Consider the following 21161-nt stretch of genomic DNA (forward strand, 5'->3'; position numbering starts at 1 on the left):
CTGGGTTTTCTACTGGTCCTTTCCTGTCGTCTGCAGCTCCTCCAGAATTGCTTGGAGGTGCAGCTGTACCTCGGGAAAGTCTTCATGGACCGCATTCCATACGACCTCCAGGTTCACAGCGAAGTACTGGTGAGCAAGGATGTCTCGCATGCCAGCCATTTTGCGCCATGGCACATCGGGATAGCGCTTCTGAATTGACTCGTCGATCTGTTTCGTTGCCTCTCCAATAATCTCGAAGGCTCGCTGCAGGGCGTACTGCGTGCGCCGGTCGCCTTCCAGTGCTTCGAACGTCACGTCTTCGACGAACGCTTCGGCCGCGTCCATGGCCTCCACAATGTCGAGAATGTACTGCGTCTGGCCACGGCTCACAGGTATTCCACCTCCCGGCGGATGTTGTCGGCCGCAGGGCCTTCTTTTAGCGCATCCGGCATGCCCAGATCCACCGAAAGGCCGAGCGTATCTTCGAGGTAGTGCTTGAGTCCAATGAAATCGAAGAGCCCCGGCGTCTCGGTGAAGGTCACGAGCAGGTCCAGGTCGCTCGCCTCGGTTTGTTCCTCGCGCACGTATGAGCCACAGATGCCGAGCTGCTCCACGTGGTAGCGCTCGCGCAGGACAGGCATCTCGGCCCGGAGCTGCCGCCGAATGGCGTCGAGGGTGCGCATGGATGGTATCATCGGTTAAGGGACAGTATGTGTACGCTGTTTCCCCTTGGAGCGTTCAGGAAAATCGAGCCGCCTGAATCGATCGTCTCGATGAGGTCCGAGAGCGCCATCGGCCCCGGTTGCCTAGCACGTTGAGAAGTCTCCGCTGGAGCGGAGATAGGTCGTGCGTGGTGCGCCAAGGGCCGCCCGGCCTTGGCGTGCTTCAGCAGGCGGGAACTTTGGGTGACGGCCATGCACGTAAAGCGCTGTGGAACAGAAATGCCATCGATAACCCCACAATTTTTTCTCATGCCTACATGATTATGATCGCGCCATTCCGCCAGCCGCCCATTCAGGAGAAGAGAACTCGATGAGCAGTTGTACGCTCGGAGTTAAAATCGTGCCCGGCTTCCGAAAACCGTCCGGCTGGGCGCAGCGTTAGGGCTGCTCCACTGTGCCCTGGAACCGCCCGCTCCGTATGCCCCGCCGCCCGCTCCTGTTGAGCCTTGGATTGCTGCTCGCGGTGGGCGGGTCGGTGGTGGGGGCGACGGCTATGGGCAGCGTAGAGGTGTCGTGGACGCTGGCCGCGCGCGTCCTGTGGGCGCAGCTGGGCGGGCCGCCGGTCGACGCGCCGGTGGCCGCGCGTATCGTGTGGCAGCTGCGCCTTCCCCGCGCGGTGCTCGCGCTCCTTGTGGGCGGCGGCCTCTCGGTGGTGGGCGTCGCCATGCAGGCGCTGGTGCGCAATCCGCTGGCCGAGCCGTACGTGCTGGGCATCTCCAGCGGTGCCTCGGCCGGGGCCTCGCTGTTCTACCTGGGCTTTCTGCCGCCGCTCGTGGCGCGCCACGTCTCCATGCCGCTGGCGGCAGTGGGGGGCGGATGGGCCACGCTGCTGGTGGTGTACGCCGTGGCCCAGCGCGGCGCGCGCCTGTCCATCCCCCGCCTGCTGCTCGCGGGCGTCGCCCTCTCGGCCCTGATGGGCGCCGTCACCTCCTTCATCACGTTTGCGTCGCCGGAGCCCGACAAACTGCGGGCGGTGCTGTTTTGGCTGCTGGGCTCGCTAAGCGGCACGCAGTGGACCATGCTGACGGTACCGGCGGTCGTTACGCTTAGCGGGGGCGTGGTGCTGTGGGCCCTGGCCCGTCCGTTGGATGCGTTCCTCCTGGGCGAGGAGGCCGCACTGCACCTGGGGGTGCCCGTCGAGACGCTCAAGCACGTGCTGCTCGCTCTCGCGGCCCTCATCACCGGCACCCTCGTGGCCGTCTCGGGCGCCATCGGCTTTGTGGGGCTCATCGTGCCGCATGCCGTGCGCGCGGTGGTGGGCGTGCCGCACCGGCGCGTGCTGCCGCTCAGCTTCCTCGGCGGCGCCCTCTTCCTCTTGTGGGCCGACGTGGCGGCGCGGAGCCTCCTGCCCGGACAGGAACTTCCCGTGGGCATCCTCACGGCCCTGTGCGGCGTGCCGTTCTTTCTGATGCTGCTGCGCCGCGGCACCTACCACTTCGGGATCTCCTGAGCACTTGTGGCTGCGCCGGATGCATCGCCTCCCGCGTCATTGTGCACGCTACACTGCCCGATATCGCCAAACTGTCCAGAAATTTTACAGGAAGAACCCGCACCGTGCTGTTTCGCTCGGATCGCTTCGTTTTCTTTTCCATCCGGTATTTTCTTGAAAGCACCACCGCTCATGCCTTCCTCGGTTCGCGAACGCACGGCGTGTATTCACCTTCCGCATACCTCGTACGAGGCCAACGGAGCCGCCTCGCCGGTGCGCCTGTGCGTGATTGACCTGGGCACCAACTCCTTCCACGCCGTCATTGTGGATGCCCACCCCAACGGCAGCTTCAAGGTCATCGACCGCATGAAGGAAATGGTGCGCCTGGGCGAGCACGGGCTGATGGATCATGTGCTGCCGCCCGAGGCCATGGAGCGCGGCGTGCAAGCCCTGCGGCGTATCGATCTGCTGGCGCGGGGGTGGAACGTCCGCGAGTTTCTTGCCTACGCCACAAGCGCAATCCGCGAGGCCCAAAACGGCGGGGCGTTCATCGAGCGCGTGTGGGACACCCTTGGCCTGCGCATCCGGCCGATCAGCGGAGCGCAGGAAGCCCAGCTCATCTATCAGGGCGTCGCGCGGGCCGTCGACCTCTCGGAGCCGTCGATGATTGTGGACGTGGGCGGCGGCTCGGTGGAGTTTATCGTCGTGGCCAAGGGCACGGTGCACCTCGCCACGAGCCTAAAACTGGGGGCGGCCCGCATGACCGAGCAGTTCGTGACGACCGACCCCATCACGCCGGATGAGCAGGACGCGATGCGCGCGCATTTTCGCATGTCGCTGGAAGCGGTTCTGGAGGCGGCGCGGGCCCACCGCGTCGAGACCATCGTGGGCTCGTCGGGCACGGTCAAGAGCCTGGCCCGCGTGTGCGTGAATGCCCACGGCGATGGCGAGCGCACCATCTTCCAGCAGGACCTCGCCGCCGGCGACTTTCGGACGGCCCTGCGCCGCGTGATTGACGCGGCCGCCGAGGAGCGCATGGCCCTGGCGGCCATCGACCCGCAACGCGCCGATCAGATTGGCGCGGGGGCGCTGCTCATGGACGAGCTGCTCGCCCAGCTTCCCATCCGGCGCCTGCGGGTGTCGTCGCACGCCCTGCGCGAGGGCATGGTGGTGCAGTTTATTGAAGACAACTACCAGCGGCTGCGCTACCTGGCGCCGTTCCGCACGGTGCGGCGCCGCAGCGTCTACGAGATTGGCTTCCGCTTCTCGTGGGAGGAGCAGCATGCCCAGCACGTGGCTGCCACCGCGGGGCTTCTCTTCGACGTGTGCGCGCCGTTGTACGCGGGCCCTGCCGCCGATGCCGAGCTGCTGGAGTACGCGGCCCTGCTCCACGACGTGGGCTACCACATCAACCACCCCGACCACCACCTCCACTCGCATTACCTGATCCAGAACGCCGATCTGCGCGGGTTTCAGCCGCTGGAGGTCTCCATCATTGCCCTTGTGGCCCGCTATCACCGCGGCGCGTCGCCCGACGCCACGCACCCGTCCTTTGCTGCCCTCACGCCCGCGCAGCAGCAGCGCGTGCGGAAGCTGAGCGTGCTGCTACGCATTGCCGAGGGCCTCGACCGGAGCCACTTCCAGAACGTGCGCGCCCTGCGGCTCGCCCTCACCAGCGAACGCTTAACCCTTGCCCTGCATACCAACGCCGATCCGGAGCTTGAAGTGTGGGCCGTGCGGCAAGAAGCGGCGCGCTTTGAAGACACCTTCGGGCGCACGCTCACCGTCACCACCACCGACGACCTGCTCACGGGCAACGTGCCGCCTGCTGCAATGGCCCCCTAACGCTGGCAATCCCCAAGGCTCACCCACTGCGCCATGCCCACCATCCTGGTTGTTGACGACGAAGGAAGCATCCGCCGCACGCTGCGGGAAATTCTGGAGTATGAGGACTACGCGGTCGACGTGGCCACCGAGGGCAGCGAAGCCCTCACCATGCTCCGCGAAACCACGTACGATGCCGTGCTGCTCGACATCAAGATGCCCGCCCCCGATGGCATGGAGGTCCTGCGCACCCTGGCCGACGAACAGCCCACGCTGCCCGTCATCATGATCAGCGGCCACGCCACCATCGAGACCGCCGTGGAGGCCACCAAGCTCGGCGCGTACGACTTCATCGAGAAGCCGCCCGACCTCAACCGCCTGCTCGTCACCGTTCGCAATGCGCTCGACCGCAACACGCTGGAGGTGGAAAATCAGCGCATGCGGCAAATGATTACCGAGCAGGCCGGCGACCTCTCCCCCATCATCGGCGAGAGCGACGCCATTGCCGACATCAAGGCCACCATCGACCGGGTGGCCGCCACCGAGGCGCGCGTGCTCATCACCGGCGAAAACGGTACGGGCAAGGAGCTGGTCGCGCGGTGGATCCACCAGAAGTCGGGCCGTGCCGACGCGCCCCTCGTGGAGGTCAACTGCGCGGCCATCCCCAGCGAGCTGATCGAGAGTGAGCTGTTTGGCCACGAAAAGGGCAGCTTCACCGGCGCCACGCAGCAGCGCATCGGTAAGTTTGAGCAGGCCGACGGCGGTACGCTCTTCCTTGACGAAATTGGCGACATGAGCGCCTCGGCCCAGGCGAAGGTGCTACGTGCCCTGCAAGAATCGACCATCCAGCGCGTGGGCGGAGGCCAGCCCATCGAGGTGGACGTGCGCGTGGTTGCGGCCACGAACAAAGACCTGATGGCCGAGATGGAGGAGGGCCGCTTTCGGGAAGACCTGTACCATCGCATTGGCGTCATCCTGATTGACGTGCCGCCGCTGCGGCATCGCCGCGACGATATTCCGCCGCTCGCGCGCCACTTCGCCCAGCACCTGGCCCGCCGGCACGGCATGCAGCCCCGCACCTTTACCGACGCGGCCATTCAGCACCTCCGCCAAGCCCCGTGGCGCGGCAATGTGCGCGAGCTGCAGAACGTGGTCGAGCGGCTGCTCATCCTGGCCGACGGCGACACCATCACCGCCGAAGCCGTAGAGCGCCACATTGGCCCCTCGGCGCCCGGCGACTCGCTGGCTACCGACCTCATCCACAGCCACGAGGACTTCACCGAAGCCCGCGATGCCTTCGAGCGGGCCTTCATCCAGCACAAGCTCAATGCGCACGACTGGAACGTGAGCCAAACGGCGGAAACCATCGGCATCCAGCGCTCGCATCTCTACAACAAGCTCAACAAGTACGGCATCGAGCGGGGCGACTAAGAACCTGTTTTAATGCATGCCGCCGGGCTCCGCGCGCCCGGCATGTGTCCTGTGCGGAGCGGTGTTTACGCAGTGGAAAGTGCATCCTTGATCGGGCCTATGGCCCGTGCACGTATCTCACACAAACCGAACCCTTTTTACCATGCGCTATCTCTCTACAGGTCTCTCGGTGCTTGCCGTCTTGCTTTTGCTGCTGCCGGCCTCCGCGACCGCCCAAACAACGGTTGAGGTTGGGCCGCGCCTTGGCATTAGCCTGGGCGATGCCGCAGACATCGGGGGCGACATCTTCCTCGGTGCCGACGCGCGCATCAGCTCCGCCAGCTTGCCGGTGGTTATCAACCCGGCCTTCGACTACTACTTCGTCAGCACCGACGGCGTCAGCCTCTTCAATGTTAGCCTGAACGCGCTCTACGAGTTTACGGGCAGCGACCAGGTCTTCACGCCGTACGCGGGCGGCGGGCTCGGCATTGTGCGCACCTCGTTCGATGCCGGCTCGTTTGGCACCGGCAGCGACACCGACATCGGCCTGAACCTGGTGGGCGGCGCCAAATTCCAGACCGGCAGCCTGCAGCCGTTTGTGCAAGCCAAAGCCAAGGTGGGCGGCGACGTTTCGCTGTTCAACATCATGGGCGGGCTGCTCTTCCGGTTCTAGCGGGGCTGGTCCTCACCACGCCTCCCATTTTCAGGTAATCACTCGCGACGCCGCCAACGTCACGAGCGGTTCGTGAATGGGCCTGCCGTAGCTGTCACCTGCACCGTTGTGTAGGCGACGGCTGCGGCTTTTTTATGGTTTGCGGCGCTCGTTGGCGCTCTTCTGCAAAATAATGCCGTAACTATTTGGAAATATGCCTCCTTCACCCTATCTTTCAAATCGTTCACCGATTCTCCACCACCTGCTTTTCCGTCTTTATGTGGACCCGCTGTTGTTGCCTGGCAAGCACGCTTTTCCTTGCCGGCCTGCTCGTAGGGTGCGGCTCCGACGCGCCCGACGCCTCGGCCACGCCTGATGCCGCCTCCGCCCCCGACGCTTCCAACGCGGCGGCCGCGCCCCTCCCCGACTCCGTCAATGCCCTATCGCAGGCGGCCCAGGCCAACGGGTGGCGCCTGTTGTTCGACGGCACGTCGATGGCGCAATGGCGTGGGTTTACGCAGGATTCGATGCCCGACGATTGGACGATTGCCCGCGGGGCGATGCACTTTACCGGTGCGAACGACGACGCGCCCGACGATATCATCACGCGTCAGATGTACGACCACTTCGATCTGCGGCTGGAATGGCGCATCTCGGAAGGCGGCAACAGCGGCATCATGTTCAACGTGCGCGAAGAGGGCTACGAGTGGCCGTGGCAAACCGGCCCCGAGATGCAGGTGCTCGACAACAAGCGGCATCCGAACGGCGAAAATCCCAAGACCACCGCCGGTGCCAACTATGCCCTCTACGCCCCGGCGCAAGACGTCACCAAGCCGGTGGGGCAGTGGAACGAAGCCCGCCTGGTGGTGCGCGGCGATACCGTGACGCACTACCTGAACGGCACCCAACTGGTGCGCTACGTCATTGGCAGCGAGGAGTGGACGCAGCGCGTGCAAAACAGCAAATTTGGCGAGATGCCGGGCTACGCTTCTTTCGATAGCGGCTACATTGCCCTGCAAGATCACGGCGATCCGGTGTGGTTTCGCGACATCAAGATTCGCACGCTGAACCCGTAACCCGCAGCCCTTCTCGTGTGCAGCCCCTGGCTTTATGAGCGCCCCGCTCCCCGACATCGACCGTAAGCGTTTATTCCTTGGCAGTTGCATAGCGCTCATCGCCACATCCGTGGCCTTTGCCACCGTGGGCGCGATCATGCTGGCCCTGAAGCGCGAATTCATCCTCACCAATGCGGAAGTGGGGTGGATTGGCGGGGCGGCGCTGTGGGGCTTTGCCGTGTCGCAGGTGGTGTTTGCGCCGCTTTGCGACACGCTGGGCATGCGCACGCTCTTGCGCCTGTCGTTTGTGGGCCACCTCGCGGGCACCGCCTGCATGATTGGCGCCACCGGCTTTGGGATGCTCTTTGCCGGCGCGCTCGTCATTGCGATGGCCAACGGGCTGGTAGAGGCGGCGTGTAATCCGCTGGTTGCCACCCTCTACCCCAACAACAAAGCCGTTAAGCTCAACCAATTTCACGTCTGGTTTCCGGGCGGTGTGGTGCTGGGTGGGGTCGGAAGTTTTGTGTTGGACCAAGTGGGCCTCGGGGCGTGGGAGCTCAAACTGGGACTGATCCTCATTCCTACGGTGGTCTACGGCGTGCTGATGCTGCGCGCCTCGTTTCCGCCGACCGAGAACGTACAGGCTGGCGTGAGCACTGGCCAGATGTTTAAGGCCACGTTTGCCACGCCGCTGATGTGGCTGATGCTCTTTTGCATGGCGCTTACCGCCTCCACCGAGCTGGGCCCCAACCGATGGGTGCCCGCCGTGCTGGAGTCGGGCCTGAGCCAGGCCGCCGGGGGCTTTGTGGGCATCGGGGTGCTTGTGCTCGCCTGGATCAACGGCCTCATGGCGCTCATGCGCTACAACTCGGATAAGATCGTGGGCCGCTTTTCGCCCACGCTGGTGCTCCTGGCGTCATCCGTCGTCGCCACCGGCGGGCTCCTCTGGCTGAGCTACGCCGACACGGCCCTCATGGCCTTCGGCTCGGCAACGGTGTTTGCGCTGGGCGTCGCGTATTTTTGGCCCACCATGCTCGGCTTTGTCAACGAGCGCATGCCGCGTACCGGCGCCCTGGGGCTGGGCCTGATGGGCGCGGTGGGCATGGCCGTTGTGGGCCTCGTCACCGCTCCGCAAATGGGCGGCATCGCCGACGAATACGCCCACGAACGGCTGCCCGAGGCGCGCGTGGTGGACGTTTTGCAAACGGTGCGCGCTACGTATCCGGCCCTCACCGCCGACGTGCCCAGCGGCTTCACGGGCGACCTCGAACGCGCAATCACGACGGCCCAAAAGGCCCTTGCCGCCCACCAGCAAAGCGGCGCGCTGCCGCAGGGCACCACCGCCAACGCACTGCGCGCCGTGGTGGATAGTAAAGCCGCCGTGGAGTCTACCACCAACGCCACCGCGCAGGCCCTGCCCGACCGGGCTGCAGGCCTGCTGGGGCCGGCCGACAACTACGGCGGACGCATGTCCTTTCGCTACATCGTGCCCTTTACGGCCCTCCTCATCCTCATTTTTGGCGGCCTCTACCTGCGCGACCGGCGGCGCGGGGGCTACGAAGTCGAATCCCTTGCCGCCACCTCCGATGCCTCTTAACGTCTGACCTTAGCTTTTGGCTTATGGCTTCCTCCGCTAACATCTCGCGCCGCGAGGCGCTCAAGCGCACCGCCCTCCTCGTGGGCGGGCTCGTCTCGGCGCCTGTGTGGAGCAGCGCCCTCACCGGCTGTGCGCCCACCAGCGACGGGCCGCTCGTCCTCTTGTCCGAGGCGCAGTTTGAGCTCGTGGCGCCCATGACCGACATCATCATTCCGCCGACGGACACGCCTGGGGCCCGCGCGGCCGGCGTGCCGCGGTTCATCGATCGCATGGTGGGCGACAGCTTTTTGGCGAAGGATCGGAAGCGCTTCATGGACGGTCTGCAAGCGTTCGGCGCACAAGTGCGCGCCGCGCACCAACGCCCGTTTGCTGAACTCTCGCGTGCGCTGCAGACGGCCGCCGTGGCCACCCTCGACGACGACACCTTTGGCCCCGATGCGCCGCCGCCCGATCCCGAGGCGCCCTCCTTCTTCCGCATGTTCAAAGAGCTCACCCTCGTGGGCTACTACACCTCCGAAGTGGGCGCCACCCAGGAGCTACGCCTCAACATCGTGCCGGGCTACTACGACGGCAACGTGCCCTTTGCCGACATCGGGCGCGCCTGGTCGCAAGATTAACCGCCGGTCTCTTTCTGTCTTTCCTTTGCAGTGTGTTATGCCTTACGTACAATCGTCTGATCGCAGCAATCACTACGACGCCATCGTCGTGGGCTCGGGCATCTCGGGCGGGTGGGCCGCCAAGGAGCTCACCGAGCGCGGCCTGCAAACCCTTGTGCTAGAGCGCGGGCCCGACGTGCAGCACGGCGACTACCCCACCGAGCACAAGGCCCCGTGGGAGATGCCCTACAACGGCCAGGGCAACAAACAACAGATGAAAGAGGAGCAGCCGCGCCAGTCGATGGCAGGGCCGGTGAATCCGTACAACAACCACTTCTTCGTTAACGACACCCAGCACCCGTACACCTTCGACGAAGACACCCCGTTTTTGTGGATCCGCGGGTACCAGAAGGGCGGGCGCTCGCTTACGTGGGGCCGCCAAACGTACCGGTGGAGTCCGATGGACTTTCGCGCCAATGCGGAGGAGGGCGTGGCCGTCGATTGGCCCATACGCTACGATGATGTAGCGCCCTGGTACAGCTACGTGGAGCGCTACGCAGGCATTACCGGCCGGGAGGAAAACCTGCCGCAACTGCCCGACAGCGAGTTTTTGCCGCCCATGGCCATGAACGTGGTGGAGAAAGACCTGCGCTCGCGCATCGAGGAGAACTTTCCGGAGCGCACCATGACCATCGGGCGCGCGGCTATTCTCACCGAGCCGAAGCCCGAGCAGGGACGTCAGGCGTGCCACTTTTGCGGACCCTGCGACCGGGGCTGCAGCGTGGGGGCCTACTTCTCCAGCCAGAGCAGCACGCTGCCCGCGGCCCGCAAAACCGGCCGCATGACCATGCAATGCAACAGCATTGTGCACAGCGTGCTGTACGACGACGCCACCGGCCGGGCCACCGGCGTGCGCGTCATCGACCGGGAGACCAAAGCGGAGCGCACCTATACCGCCGACGTCATTTTCTTGTGCGCTTCGGCGCTGGGCAGCACCAAGATCTTGCTCAACTCGACCTCGCAGGCGTTTCCCAACGGCCTGGCCAACAGCAGCGGCACGCTGGGCAAGTTTATCATGGACCACCACTTTAAAGTGGGCGCCGTGGGCACCATGCCGGGCTACGACGACACCTACTACTACGGCAACCGGCCCAACGGCATCTACGTGCCGCGCTTTCGGAACCTGCCGGGCGGCGGCGACGCCGTCGACTTTTTGCGGGGCTACGGCTACCAGGGCGGCGCATACCGCGAGAGCTGGGGCCGCGCGCTCAACGAAGAGGGCATCGGGGCGGGCCTCAAAGACCGCATCCGCGAGCCGGGGCCGTGGAAGATGATGTTCTACGGCTTTGGGGAAATACTGCCGTACGAGGACAACTACGTGACGCTCGATGAAAGCACTACCGACCCGTGGGGCATGCCGGCGCTACGGATGCACGTGACCCTGGGCGAAAATGAGCGCCGCATGCGCGAGGACATGAAAGCGGCGGCAGCCGAGATGCTTGATGCAGCGGGTGCTACCGACATCACAGTGTTCGAAGATCGGTACTGGCCCGGTGAGGGCATCCACGAGATGGGCGGCGCCCGCATGGGCCGCGATCCCCAAACGTCTGTCCTCAACGCCCACAATCAGGCGCACGACGTGCCGAATCTTTTCGTTACCGACGGCGCCTGCATGACCAGCGCCGCCTGCCAAAACCCCTCGCTTACGTACATGGCCCTCACCGCGCGGGCCGCGGAATACGCCGTGCGTCAGCTGGAAAACGGCACCCTGTAGTACGGTAGGCCGCCTTGTTCTTCTCACTCACACCCAACATTGCCGCATGAACCGACGCTCCTTCCTACAGCTTGCGGCGAGCCTCACGGGCGGGTCGGCCGTCGCCGCGCTCACCGCCTGCACCGCCGATCCCAAGCCGTCCGCTGCGTCTTCTGCCGTAGCCGATACGACCAGCGCGCGGGCCGCGGCCATTCGTCCCATTGGCGTGCAGCTGTACACGGTGCGCACGCTCCTGGCCAACGACTTTGTAGGCACCATCGAGCAGCTGGCCGGCATGGGCTACCAAACCCTCGAGTTTGCCGGCTACTACGATCAGTCGTCGGCCGGGGTCGGGGCACTGCTCAAGCGGTTGCAGCTTGCAGCCCCCTCGGCCCATTGCATGCCCGCCGACATCCGCGAGCGCCCGCAAGCCCTCATCGACCGGGCCCAGGCCCTGGGCCACCGCTACCTCGTGTGTGCGTATCTGCAGGAGAAGGATCGCGGCTCGCTCGACGCCTACCGCCGCATCGCCGAGCTGCTCAACACGTTTGGGCAACGCTGCGCCGACGCCGGCGTGCAGCTGGCCTATCACAACCACGACTTTGAGTTTGCCGCGCTCGACGGCACCGTGCCCTATGACCTCTTGCTATCGGCCACCGAAGACGATCTGGTGCAGATGGAGGCGGATGTGTATTGGATGCATGCCGCGGACGTCGATCCGGTGGCCTATTTTCGGAAGTACCCCGGGCGCTTTCCGCTCTGGCACCTCAAAGATCGCACCGCTAGCGGTGCCATGGCGCCGGTCGGGGAGGGCACCATTGACTTTGGGGCGCTCTTTTCTCATGCTACCACGGCCGGATTGCAGTACGGCTTTGTGGAGCACGACAATCCCAGCGATCCGCTGGCCTCGCTGCGCGCCAGCATGCAACATCTGCAAGGCCTCTTGCCCTAAGCACTCGCTGTTTTGGGCGCGCCTAGGCAGCGCCGTTTCGCTTTTCGCCACCAACCTCCCGCAACGTCATGGCCCTTCATCGTCCGATTCGGTACGGCATGGTGGGCGGCGGCCCCGGCGCTTTTATTGGCGCCGTGCACCGCGCCGCCGCCGCGCTCGACGGCGCACTCGACCTCGTAGCTGGGGCGTTCTCGTCCGATCCCGAAAAGTCGAAGACCCAGGGCGCGGCGCTGCACCTCGACCCGGCGCGCGTCTACGCCTCGTACGAGGAGATGGCCGCGCGCGAAGCGGCCCTGCCCCGCGAGCAGCGCATCGACGCGGTGTCTATCGTAACGCCCAACTTCTTGCACTACGACGTGGCCCGCGCGTTCATCGAGGCGGGCATCCACGTGATCTGCGACAAGCCGCTCACCACCACCCTTGCAGACGCCGAGGCGCTGTGTGAGCTCGTTGCCGCGCACGACGTGGTGTTCGCGCTAACGCACACCTATGCCGGGTATCCGCTGGTGAAGCAGGCCCGCGCGATGGTTGCCGATGGTGCCCTGGGCACGCTGCGCAAGGTTGTCGTTGCGTACCCCCAGGGCTGGCTGAGCGCCCCGGCGGCCGCGGATGACAAGCAGGCCGACTGGCGCACCGACCCGCAGCGCGCGGGGGCCGGCGCCCTGGGCGACATTGGCACGCACGCCGAACACCTGGTGCGCTACGTCACCGGTCTAGACATGACCCGCCTGTGTGCCGATGTGGGCACCGTGGTGGAGGGTCGGGCGGTAGACGACGACGTGAACATGCTGGTGCGCTACACGAACGACGTGCGGGGCGTCCTCTATTGCTCGCAAGTCAGCCAGGGCGAGGAGAACAACCTGCGGATGCGCGTCTATGGCACCACCGGGTCGCTCGACTGGCGCCAGGAAGATCCGCACCGCCTGGTGGTGCGCCGCAACGGACAGCCCCACCAGGTGTACACCCACGGCAGCGAATACCTCGCGGCCGCCGCGCAGCACTACACCCGCCTGCCGGCCGGCCACCCCGAGGGCTTCATCGAGGCCTTCGCCAACATCTACCGCAGCGCCGCCCGCACCATTGGCGCGCGCATCGCGGGCACCACGGTCGATCCGCTCGATCATGACTTTCCAACGGTGCAGGATGGCGCCATCGGCGTCCACTTTATCGAAACGGCACTCAAAAGCGGTCGCCAAGACGCCTGGGTGGATGCCCGCTACACGCCGCCTGCGCCGTAACGCACGCTCTGCTAAGCATTCCCGCCATGCCTATGCCTCGCCCCGTCACCCTGTTTACCGGTCAGTGGACCGACCTTTCGTTTGACACCATCCTCGACCACGTGCCCCGCTGGGGCTACGACGGCATCGAGATGGCCTGTGCCGTCGACCACTTCGATGTGCGGCGCGCCGCAAGCGACGATGGCTACGTGCAAAGCGTCCGCGACGCCCTTGCCGCGCACGACCTGAAGGTGTGGGCCATCAGCAATCACCTGGTGGGGCAAGCCGTGTGCGACCGGGTCGACGCGCGCCATCAGGCCATCTTGCCTGCGCGCGTGTGGGGCGACGGCGACCCCGCCGGCGTTACGGTACGCGCCATCGAGGAGATGAAAGCCACTGCGCACGCGGCCAGGGCCCTGGGCGTAGACACCGTCACCGGCTTTACGGGCTCCAGCATCTGGCACCTCTTCTATGCCTTCCCCCCCATTTCCCCTGAACATATTGACGCCGGCTTTCGGGATTTTGCCGACCGGTGGGCGCCCATCCTGGACGTATTTGACAAAGCCGGCGTGCGCTTTGCGCTGGAGGTTCATCCCACCGAAATTGCATTTGATGGCGCCTCGGCGCAGCGCGCCCTTGAAGCCGTCGACCATCATCCGGCGTTTGGGTTCAACTACGACCCGAGCCACTTCGCCTATCAGCGCGCCGACTACCTCGACTTCATCGACACGCACGCCGCCCGCATCTTTCACGTCCACATGAAGGACGTATGGTGGGCCGACGGGCCGCGCACGGCGGGCGTCTTTGGCGGCCATCTGCCGTTTGGGCACGAGGATCGGTACTGGGACTTCCGCTCCATTGGCCGGGGCAAGGTGCGGTTTGAGGAGATCATGCGCCGCCTCAACCGCATCGGCTACGACGGCCCGCTCTCCATTGAGTGGGAAGACGCCGGGATGGACCGCGCCCACGGGGCCGAAGAGGCCTGCAAGCGGGTGCGTGCCCTCGACTTCCCGCCGTCCGATCGCGCCTTCGATGCGGCCTTCGAGGAGGGAGCGTAAGACGCGCCGCCGCGCTCAGCCGTCCAGATGAATCACGTCGGCCTGGGCCGGTGCTCCGTTGGTCAGCCGGAGCCGCACGCACGTCTTTTCCTGGTGGAAGCCCTGGCGGCCCGCCGCGCCGGGGTTCACGAACAGGAGATTGCCCAGCGACGGCACGCGCTCAACCTGCAGGATGTGGCTGTGCCCGCAGATGAACACGTCGGGCGGATCCTGCGCCAGCCAGTCGTCAACGCGCCGCTGCCAGCGGCCCGGCCGCCCGGCAATGTGCGTCATGGCAACATCGACGCCCGCGCACGTCCGGCGCACGCGCTCCTCGCAGCGATGGCGGATGTCCCAGCCGTCCACGTTGCCGAACACCGCCGTAACGGGCGCAATCGTTTCGAGGGCATCCAGAATCGACAGGTCGCCGATGTCGCCCGCATGAAAGATGTGATCGACGCCGGCGAGGTCGTCGAGCAGCGCCGGGTGCAGGTAGCCGTGCGTGTCGGAGACAATGCCTAAGGTCATTCGGTGGCGGAGCGGCGGTGACGGAAAAAGGCGCGGAGCAGGTCGGCCGCGCGATCGCTCAACACGCCCTCAATGACCTCCATGCTGTGGTTGAGCCGGTCGTCGGAGACGATGCTGTAGAGGGTGGAGGCAGCCCCGGCCTTTGCGTCGCGCGCGCCGAAGACGAGGCGCTGCAGCCGTGCATTGACCAGCGCGCCGGCGCACATGGGGCAGGGCTCTAACGTCACGTAGAGCGTGCAGTCGGTGAGGAATTTAGTGCCCAGCGTATCGCAGGCCGCGGTGATGGCAATCACCTCGGCGTGGGCGGTGGGGTCTTGCAGGCGCTCCACCCGGTTGTGGCCGCGGCCCACCACGCGCCCGCCGCGCACCACCACCGCGCCCACAGGCACCTCATCGGCCTCGTAGGCCCGCTCGGCTTCGCGAAAGGCTTGCTGCATCCAACGACGGTGGGTATCCATGAGGCGATTGAAGCTCACAAGCACACAAGCGATAGAGCTGCGCTAGGCCGTTTGTGCTGCGTAGCGCGCGTGAAACCGAATGATGGACTGAATGCCTGCGTGGAAGCGGTCGAGGCCAAAGTGCTCGTTGGGCGAGTGAATGGCATCCGAGTGGAGCCCAAAGCCCATGAGCACCGTCTCCAGGCCCAGGATTTCCTTGAAGTCGGCCACGATCGGGATGGAGCCGCCGTCGCGGATGAGACGCGTTTCGGTATCGTATACGGTAGACATGGCCTCCTGCGCTGCCTGCATGGCCGGGTGCGAGCGATCCACCAGCACCGGCTTGCCGCCGTGCAGGCGCTTCACCTCCAGCCGCATGGTCTCGGGCACGCGGGCGCGCAGGCACGCCTCCAGCTTGTCGTAGATGGCGTCGGGTTGCTGGTTTGGCACCAGGCGCATCGACAGTTTGGCATGCGCCACCGACGGCAGCACCGTCTTGGCCCCTTCGCCCGTGTAGCCGCTCCACAGGCCGTTGACGTCGAGCGTTGGCCGCGCCGAGATGGCCTCCAGCACGCTATAGCCGTTCTCGGTGCACACCTCGCGCAGCCCAATCTCGTCCATCCACTCCGCCTGATCAAACGGAAGCGCCGCGTACGTCGCGCGCTCCTCGTCGGTGAGCGGCCGCACGTCGTCGTAAAATCCCGGAATGGTGACGCGGTGGTCGTCGTCGTGCAGGCTGCCGATGAGCGCGCTGAGGGCGTTGGCCGGATTCTCGACCGCGCCGCCGTACAGGCCCGAGTGCAGGTCGCGCTGCGGGCCCGTAAGCGAGATTTCGGCATACGCCAGCCCGCGCAACCCGTACGTAATCGACGGCACACCAGGCGCAAACATGCTCGTATCCGAGACCACCACGACGTCGGCCTGCGAGAGCCGCGCCTTGTGCTCTTTGATGAACGGCACGAGGTGCGGCGAGCCGGTTTCCTCCTCGCCCTCCAGCACAAACAGCAGGTTTACGGGCGGCGTCTCTTCGGCCTTCAGGTACGCCTCCAGCGCCTTCAGGTGCATAAACATTTGCCCCTTGTCGTCGCACGCGCCGCGGGCATAAAGCGTCCCGTTTTTGCGCGTCGGCTCAAACGGCGGCGTCTCCCACAGCTCCTCCGGGTCGGGCGGTTGCACGTCGTAGTGGCCGTAGACCAGCACGGTCGGCTTGTAGTCGCCGGTGACGTGCTCGGCGTACACCACCGGATGGCCCGCGGTAGGGCACACTTCGGCGTGCTGCACGCCAAGCCCCTCCAGATGATCGGCCAGCCAGTGGGCCGCCTGTTGTACCTCATCGGCGTAGGCCGAGTCGGTGCTTACCGATGGAATACGCAGAAGCGCTTCGAGCTGCTCAACGAACGTATCGGCGTGGTCGTTGGCGTACGCGAGGGCGTGCTTCATGAGAACGGCAATCGGTGAGTGGGCAAATGAGAACGCGTCCGCTCCTTGGAATACGTAACAGGCGCATGCGTTCTCTTGCCGGCCCTTCGCCTCCTGTCGGGTCAATGCGTAGGAGAGCCGAGGGGCGGACGCTCACCATTCGGCTCCCCTGTGCGTCGTCCGCCGTGTGTCTCCATGCAAGATTCAGGAAGCCGATGGCGGCGCTGCGGGGTAGGCCGCCTGCAGCTTCCGCAGGATGCGGTGCGCGTCTTGCGACCGGCGCCCCTGCAGCAGCGCAACGGTCTTGAACTGCTGGCGGGCGGCTTCAATCTTGCCCTGGGCAAGCAGGGCCTTGCCGAGGAAGAAGCGGGCCTCAAGGGCGAGGAAGGAGCCCTCGGGCGTGTGCGTCAGGACGTAGGTTAGGTCTTGGGTTGCCTGTCGAAGGGCGGTGGAGTCGTACGACGGAAACAGGCCGAGCGGGGCCGAGCGGGCCGAACGGAGCGCCTGCAGCGCCCGTAGAAAGCGGGCGTCGGGGGTGGTTGGTGCCTTGGCGGCGTCGGCGGCGCTCCGCGTACGCGTCGTGTAGCCCTCGATGCGCGTTTCCTGCATCGACACGGCCGCAAGGCGTTCGGCCGTAGACTGCTGCGCGCGGCCGATCGCGTAGAGCGCGCCGTACGTGAGGCCCACAAGAAGCACCGCGGCCACGGCCCAGCGCGTGACCGTGCGCATTGGGGCGCCCCATAGATGCATGTGTTTGCTTGTGCCTTCCGGCGGGCGCTCGGCCACCGACGGCGCCGGCCCCTCCCTGTCGCCCGAGGCGTCGGGCGACCCATCATCAGACGAATCGTCGAGCAGCGTATCGTCTAACGCAAAGCCGGTAAGCGCCTCGAACTGCTCATCGGCGCGGTCGAAGTGCTCGGCGGCGTCCGCAGCCCGCTGGCGGTACCGCTCGTAGGTTGCCTGCAGCGTTTCGTCCGTCGCCAGTTGGGCTTCGAGCACCTCGAAGCGCGCCTTGAGCGCGGGGGCCACGTCGCCCGGATGCATGAACTGCACGGCCACGTAGTAGGCGAGCAGCGGGTGGGCCTCCGCGCCGGTAGCCGGGGCATACGCCTGCTGCCCCAGGGCTTCGAGCGCCTTCACATCGCGCAGGAGCGCCTGCATCTGCGGACGATGGCGCACCGCCTCCTCAACCGCTGCCTGGTCTTCTGCCGACAGCGCGCTGTAGTTCAAAATGTGATCTTCTAATCGCTGATCATCCATGAAGAGCTTCTGTCTCATCCAACGCGCCACAGCCGCAATACCACGCCGGCCTCAGCACGTAGCTATCGATCTCAAATACTATGTACTCGGTTAAACTGTTTGTATGACACGCCTCGCTACCCAACGTAACGGACTGAATTGTAAATAAGTCGCAGGTTGCTCCATTACCGCTGCTTCCATGCGTCAAAATATTCCCTTAGACCCTCGTCTTGGCGCAGTTGCTTCAGCGCGCGCGACTTGTATGCCCGAACGGTGCCCACAGATTTTCCGATGGCTTCGCTCACCTCCTCGAACGAGGCATGCTCCAGCAGGCACATCCGCGCGGTCACCTGCAGGTAATCCGGCAGGGCCTCGATGGCATTCTCAATCGGTTGTCGCAGGAAGGCGCCTTCGGGGATGGGCGGCAGGGTATCGGCCGGGAGCGTTGGGGCCTCCTCGTCATCCAGCGAGTCCATGTGCCGGTCGCCCCGCTGGTAGTTCAAGAACGTATGCTTGCAGATGACGCTCACCCAGTTTGCGTACCGCTTCGGGTTGCGCACCGTATCGCGCGAGGACTGCGCCCGCGTGTGCGCCTTCTCAACAAGTGCGTCCAGGTCGGAGGCTTGCTTCAGTTCGCCCCGAATCATCTTGTAGAAGTAGTAGCGCTGCACGTATCCGTACGTCCACAGCTCAACCAGCTTCAAGTCTTTTTGCGATGCGTTGGCGCACCACCGCGCAAACACGTCGTTCACCGCGGCGGTATCATCCAGGGCAAAAGGCAACACCTCGGCAACACGCTGAAAGGGAGGGGACGACATGGGCGAGCGTACCGTACCAACTAACTGAAACTGGTAGAACGAAGGCAAGATGGCTGATCGGCGCCGAGCCTAACAAATCTTAAATGACCGCAACGCCAATGAACGCAATTTAATGCCAGACGTCAAGAAAAACAACGCACCCGGGCCTTCCATCAAGATTGATGGAATACAGGGATGCTTGAAAACCTATCCACAGAGGATACGTGGGAAGGAGACTGAATTGTCTACGTTCCCTTCCCGGCCATGGAACGGGGCTACGCGCCGATGACTGGTGCAGCAAAGACCTGTCGCGCGCCCCATCTGCTTCATGGCTTCCGGTACCGTTTAGCCCTTGGATGCATAAATTGATATGGACACGCAGAGCTTTAAGACGTATAGCGCCAAACCCGATGATGTGGAGCGTGCCTGGTACGTGATCGATGCGACGGACGAGGTGGTGGGTCGCCTTGCCTCGCGCATCGCGCACGTGCTGCGCGGCAAGCACAAGCCGTCGTTTACGCCGCACATCGACACCGGCGACTATGTGGTCGTCGTCAATGCCGACAAGGCACGGTTTACCGGACGCAAAGAGACCGATAAAACGTACCGTACCTACAGCGGCTATCCGGGTGGCGAACGCGAGCTGACGCCTGAAGAGGTGCGCGAGCAAAAGCCGACGTACATCCTGGAGCACGCCGTAAAGGGCATGATGCCCAGCGGCCCCCTGGCGCGCCGCATGCTGAAGAAGCTGAAGATATACGCCGGTGCCGACCACCCGCACGACGCCCAACAGCCCCAGCCGCTGGACTTGTAGCGCCTACCGCGCACGCTTGATGCGCTCCGTTGCTTCCTCGTTTTGACAACCTCCGCTTTTTTATGGCTTCAATCACACAGTTTAACGCCGTGGGCCGTCGCAAGACCTCGACGGCGCGCGTCTACCTTCGCCCCGGCGATGGCACCACCTTCGTTGTAAACGGCAAAGACGCGTCCGAGTACTTTCCGGTAGCCTGGCGCCGCCGCGCGCTCGACCAGCCGTTTGTGGCCACCGAAACCATCGGCGACTTCAACGTCGTCGTGAATGCCTCCGGCGGCGGACTTACCGGGCAGGCCGAGGCGATTCGGCTGGGCATCGCCCGCGCGCTCGTCTCTTATAACGAGGAGCTGCGCAAGCCCCTGCGCGACGCCGGCTTCCTGACGCGCGACGACCGCATGGTCGAGCGCAAAAAGTACGGCCAGCCCAAAGCGCGCAAGAAAGGCCAGTACAGCAAGCGTTAACCCAACGCAATTCCGGAGGCGCCGGGCGAGGTGTGCAAGTCCTCGCCGCGCGCTCCGGCCTTCCATCAATCATACGGCCCGATGCTGCGGCGGGGTGACCGCGCGCTGCGTGGTTTCGCCGAGCAACCGACGGTCGTAGTAGCGTAACCCATCTACCCTGTAATCCAACCACCGAACATGGCTGACGAACAAACGCCAAAAGAAGCCGCTGCTGCAGCGGAGACCGACGACACCACCGACACCGACGATGCGGCTTCGGCAGCCGATACGGACGCCGCCGCCGAGGATGCGGCGACGGACGCATCTGCTGCGGACGATGCGCCTGCGACGGATGACACCGACGCGGACGATGCCGACGATGAGGAAGCAGACGTCTCGGATGAGGCGGGCGACACGGATGACGTAGACGAAGACGACGTAGACGAAGACGACGCGGCGGATGATGACGATGCAGACGACGCGGACGCGGATCCGCTCGTGAGCATCGAGGAGCTGCTGAAGGCCGGCGCCCACTTTGGCCACCTCACGAGCCGGTGGAATCCGCGCATGGAGCCGTACATCTTCATGAAGCGGAATAACATCCACATCATCGACCTGATGCAAACGCAGGGCATGCTCGCCGAAGCAGCCAAGGCGGCCCGTCGCTTCGCGCGCCGCGGCAAGAGCATCCTGTTTGCCGGCACCAAAAAGCAGGCCTCCGACATCGTGCGGCGCCACGCCGAAGCCTGCAACATGCCGTTTATGGTTGACCGCTGGTTGGGCGGCACCATGACCAACTTCCAAACCATCCGTCGCTCGATTCGCCGCATGGAGGAGATCGAGAAGATGGAAAAAGACGGCACGCTCGACAAGCTCAAGAAGAAAGAAAAGCTCATGCGCCTCCGCGAGCATGAGAAGCTCGAAAACACCCTGGGCGGCATTCGCAATATGCCGCGCGTGCCCGGGGCCATCTTTATTGTGGATGTGCGCCGCGAGGACATCGCCGTGAGCGAGTCCCTCAAGCTGGGCATTCCCATCATTGCCATGGTAGATACCAACGGCGACCCGCGGGACATTGATTACCCCATCCCGGCCAACGACGATGCGCTCAGCTCCATCGAGCTGGTAACAAGCACCATCGCCGCGGCCATCCAAGAAGGCCAGAAAGAGCGACAGGCGAAAAAGCAATCGTAATCCTAAGGCCGTTTCGGTCCGCCGGGTCGTGCATCGCACGGTCCGGCTTTTTTCCGCTGGATCCTTGACT

General features: G+C 64.8%; 21 protein-coding genes. 14 read left to right on the forward strand and 7 right to left on the reverse strand.

Going from position 1 to position 21161, the window contains the following annotated elements; genetic code table 11:
- Positions 1 to 9: 9 nt before the first annotated feature.
- Positions 10 to 369 (reverse strand): HepT-like ribonuclease domain-containing protein, encoded by a 360-nt coding sequence (locus tag SALLO_RS0110950; RefSeq protein ID WP_022836347.1) that lies wholly within the window; start codon positions 367 to 369, stop codon positions 10 to 12.
- The gene (locus tag SALLO_RS0110955) at positions 366 to 662 is read right to left on the reverse strand and encodes a nucleotidyltransferase family protein (RefSeq protein ID WP_022836348.1); all 297 of its coding nucleotides are present in this window, start codon (positions 660 to 662) and stop codon (positions 366 to 368) included. The genes SALLO_RS0110950 and SALLO_RS0110955 overlap by 4 nt, the downstream gene beginning before the upstream one ends.
- Positions 663 to 1119: 457 nt before the next feature.
- Here SALLO_RS0110955 and SALLO_RS0110960 point away from each other — a divergent pair, with 457 nt between their 5' ends.
- From SALLO_RS0110960 to SALLO_RS0111010, 11 genes are all read left to right on the forward strand, one after another.
- Positions 1120 to 2151, forward strand: a complete 1032-nt coding sequence (locus SALLO_RS0110960) for a FecCD family ABC transporter permease (protein WP_022836349.1) — start codon at positions 1120 to 1122, stop codon at positions 2149 to 2151.
- A gap of 171 nt (positions 2152 to 2322) precedes the next feature.
- Positions 2323 to 3975, forward strand: coding sequence for a Ppx/GppA phosphatase family protein (locus tag SALLO_RS16735; RefSeq protein WP_022836350.1), 1653 nt, complete (start codon positions 2323 to 2325; stop codon positions 3973 to 3975).
- A gap of 33 nt (positions 3976 to 4008) precedes the next feature.
- The gene (locus tag SALLO_RS0110970) at positions 4009 to 5385 is read left to right on the forward strand and encodes a sigma-54-dependent transcriptional regulator (RefSeq protein ID WP_022836351.1); all 1377 of its coding nucleotides are present in this window, start codon (positions 4009 to 4011) and stop codon (positions 5383 to 5385) included.
- A gap of 142 nt (positions 5386 to 5527) precedes the next feature.
- On the forward strand, positions 5528 to 6037 hold the full coding sequence (locus SALLO_RS0110975) for an outer membrane beta-barrel protein (protein ID WP_022836352.1): 510 nt from the start codon (positions 5528 to 5530) through the stop codon (positions 6035 to 6037).
- 257 nt (positions 6038 to 6294) lie between these two features.
- Complete coding sequence (locus SALLO_RS16740; RefSeq protein ID WP_022836353.1) at positions 6295 to 7092, forward strand: 3-keto-disaccharide hydrolase; 798 nt, start codon at positions 6295 to 6297, stop codon at positions 7090 to 7092.
- 34 nt (positions 7093 to 7126) lie between these two features.
- Entirely contained in the window at positions 7127 to 8668 is a 1542-nt protein-coding gene (locus SALLO_RS16745; protein ID WP_022836354.1) for an MFS transporter, read from the forward strand.
- A gap of 23 nt (positions 8669 to 8691) precedes the next feature.
- Entirely contained in the window at positions 8692 to 9285 is a 594-nt protein-coding gene (locus SALLO_RS0110990; RefSeq protein ID WP_022836355.1) for a gluconate 2-dehydrogenase subunit 3 family protein, read from the forward strand.
- 37 nt (positions 9286 to 9322) lie between these two features.
- A complete protein-coding gene (locus SALLO_RS0110995; RefSeq protein ID WP_022836356.1) occupies positions 9323 to 11038 on the forward strand; it encodes a GMC oxidoreductase in 1716 nt (571 codons plus the stop codon).
- A 46-nt stretch (positions 11039 to 11084) separates the two neighbouring features.
- Positions 11085 to 11969, forward strand: a complete 885-nt coding sequence (locus SALLO_RS0111000) for a sugar phosphate isomerase/epimerase family protein (RefSeq protein ID WP_022836357.1) — start codon at positions 11085 to 11087, stop codon at positions 11967 to 11969.
- Positions 11970 to 12037: 68 nt separating this feature from the next.
- On the forward strand, positions 12038 to 13207 hold the full coding sequence (locus SALLO_RS0111005; protein WP_022836358.1) for a Gfo/Idh/MocA family protein: 1170 nt from the start codon (positions 12038 to 12040) through the stop codon (positions 13205 to 13207).
- Between the two features lie 32 nt (positions 13208 to 13239).
- The gene (locus SALLO_RS0111010) at positions 13240 to 14244 is read left to right on the forward strand and encodes a sugar phosphate isomerase/epimerase family protein (RefSeq protein ID WP_022836359.1); all 1005 of its coding nucleotides are present in this window, start codon (positions 13240 to 13242) and stop codon (positions 14242 to 14244) included.
- 15 nt (positions 14245 to 14259) lie between these two features.
- Here the strand turns inward: SALLO_RS0111010 and SALLO_RS0111015 are convergent, their stop codons facing one another.
- The 5 genes from SALLO_RS0111015 to SALLO_RS0111035 all read right to left on the reverse strand — a co-directional run bounded on the left by SALLO_RS0111015 (position 14260) and on the right by SALLO_RS0111035 (position 18664).
- Entirely contained in the window at positions 14260 to 14751 is a 492-nt protein-coding gene (locus SALLO_RS0111015) for a metallophosphoesterase family protein (protein ID WP_022836360.1), read from the reverse strand.
- Positions 14748 to 15209 carry a tRNA adenosine(34) deaminase TadA gene (tadA, locus tag SALLO_RS0111020; RefSeq protein WP_228702806.1) on the reverse strand — a complete coding sequence of 154 codons (462 nt, stop codon included), beginning with the start codon at positions 15207 to 15209 and terminating at the stop codon, positions 14748 to 14750. Before tadA ends, SALLO_RS0111015 begins: the two co-directional genes overlap by 4 nt.
- Before the next feature lie 42 nt (positions 15210 to 15251).
- Entirely contained in the window at positions 15252 to 16628 is a 1377-nt protein-coding gene (locus SALLO_RS0111025) for a dipeptidase (RefSeq protein ID WP_022836362.1), read from the reverse strand.
- A gap of 183 nt (positions 16629 to 16811) precedes the next feature.
- A complete protein-coding gene (locus tag SALLO_RS0111030) occupies positions 16812 to 17867 on the reverse strand; it encodes a hypothetical protein (protein ID WP_028567169.1) in 1056 nt (351 codons plus the stop codon).
- A gap of 164 nt (positions 17868 to 18031) precedes the next feature.
- A complete protein-coding gene (locus tag SALLO_RS0111035; RefSeq protein ID WP_022836364.1) occupies positions 18032 to 18664 on the reverse strand; it encodes an RNA polymerase sigma factor in 633 nt (210 codons plus the stop codon).
- Between the two features lie 349 nt (positions 18665 to 19013).
- On the opposite strand from SALLO_RS0111035, the gene rplM reads away from it, so the two are divergent.
- From rplM to rpsB, 3 genes are all read left to right on the forward strand, one after another.
- Complete coding sequence (gene rplM, locus SALLO_RS0111040) at positions 19014 to 19457, forward strand: 50S ribosomal protein L13 (protein WP_022836365.1); 444 nt, start codon at positions 19014 to 19016, stop codon at positions 19455 to 19457.
- Positions 19458 to 19528: 71 nt separating this feature from the next.
- Entirely contained in the window at positions 19529 to 19918 is a 390-nt protein-coding gene (gene rpsI / locus SALLO_RS0111045) for a 30S ribosomal protein S9 (protein WP_028567170.1), read from the forward strand.
- A 177-nt stretch (positions 19919 to 20095) separates the two neighbouring features.
- A complete protein-coding gene (gene rpsB, locus SALLO_RS0111050) occupies positions 20096 to 21091 on the forward strand; it encodes a 30S ribosomal protein S2 (protein ID WP_022836367.1) in 996 nt (331 codons plus the stop codon).
- Positions 21092 to 21161: the final 70 nt, after the last annotated feature.

The sequence above is a fragment of the Salisaeta longa DSM 21114 genome (genome assembly GCF_000419585.1).
Taxonomy (GTDB): Bacteria; Bacteroidota; Rhodothermia; order Rhodothermales; family Salinibacteraceae; genus Salisaeta; species Salisaeta longa.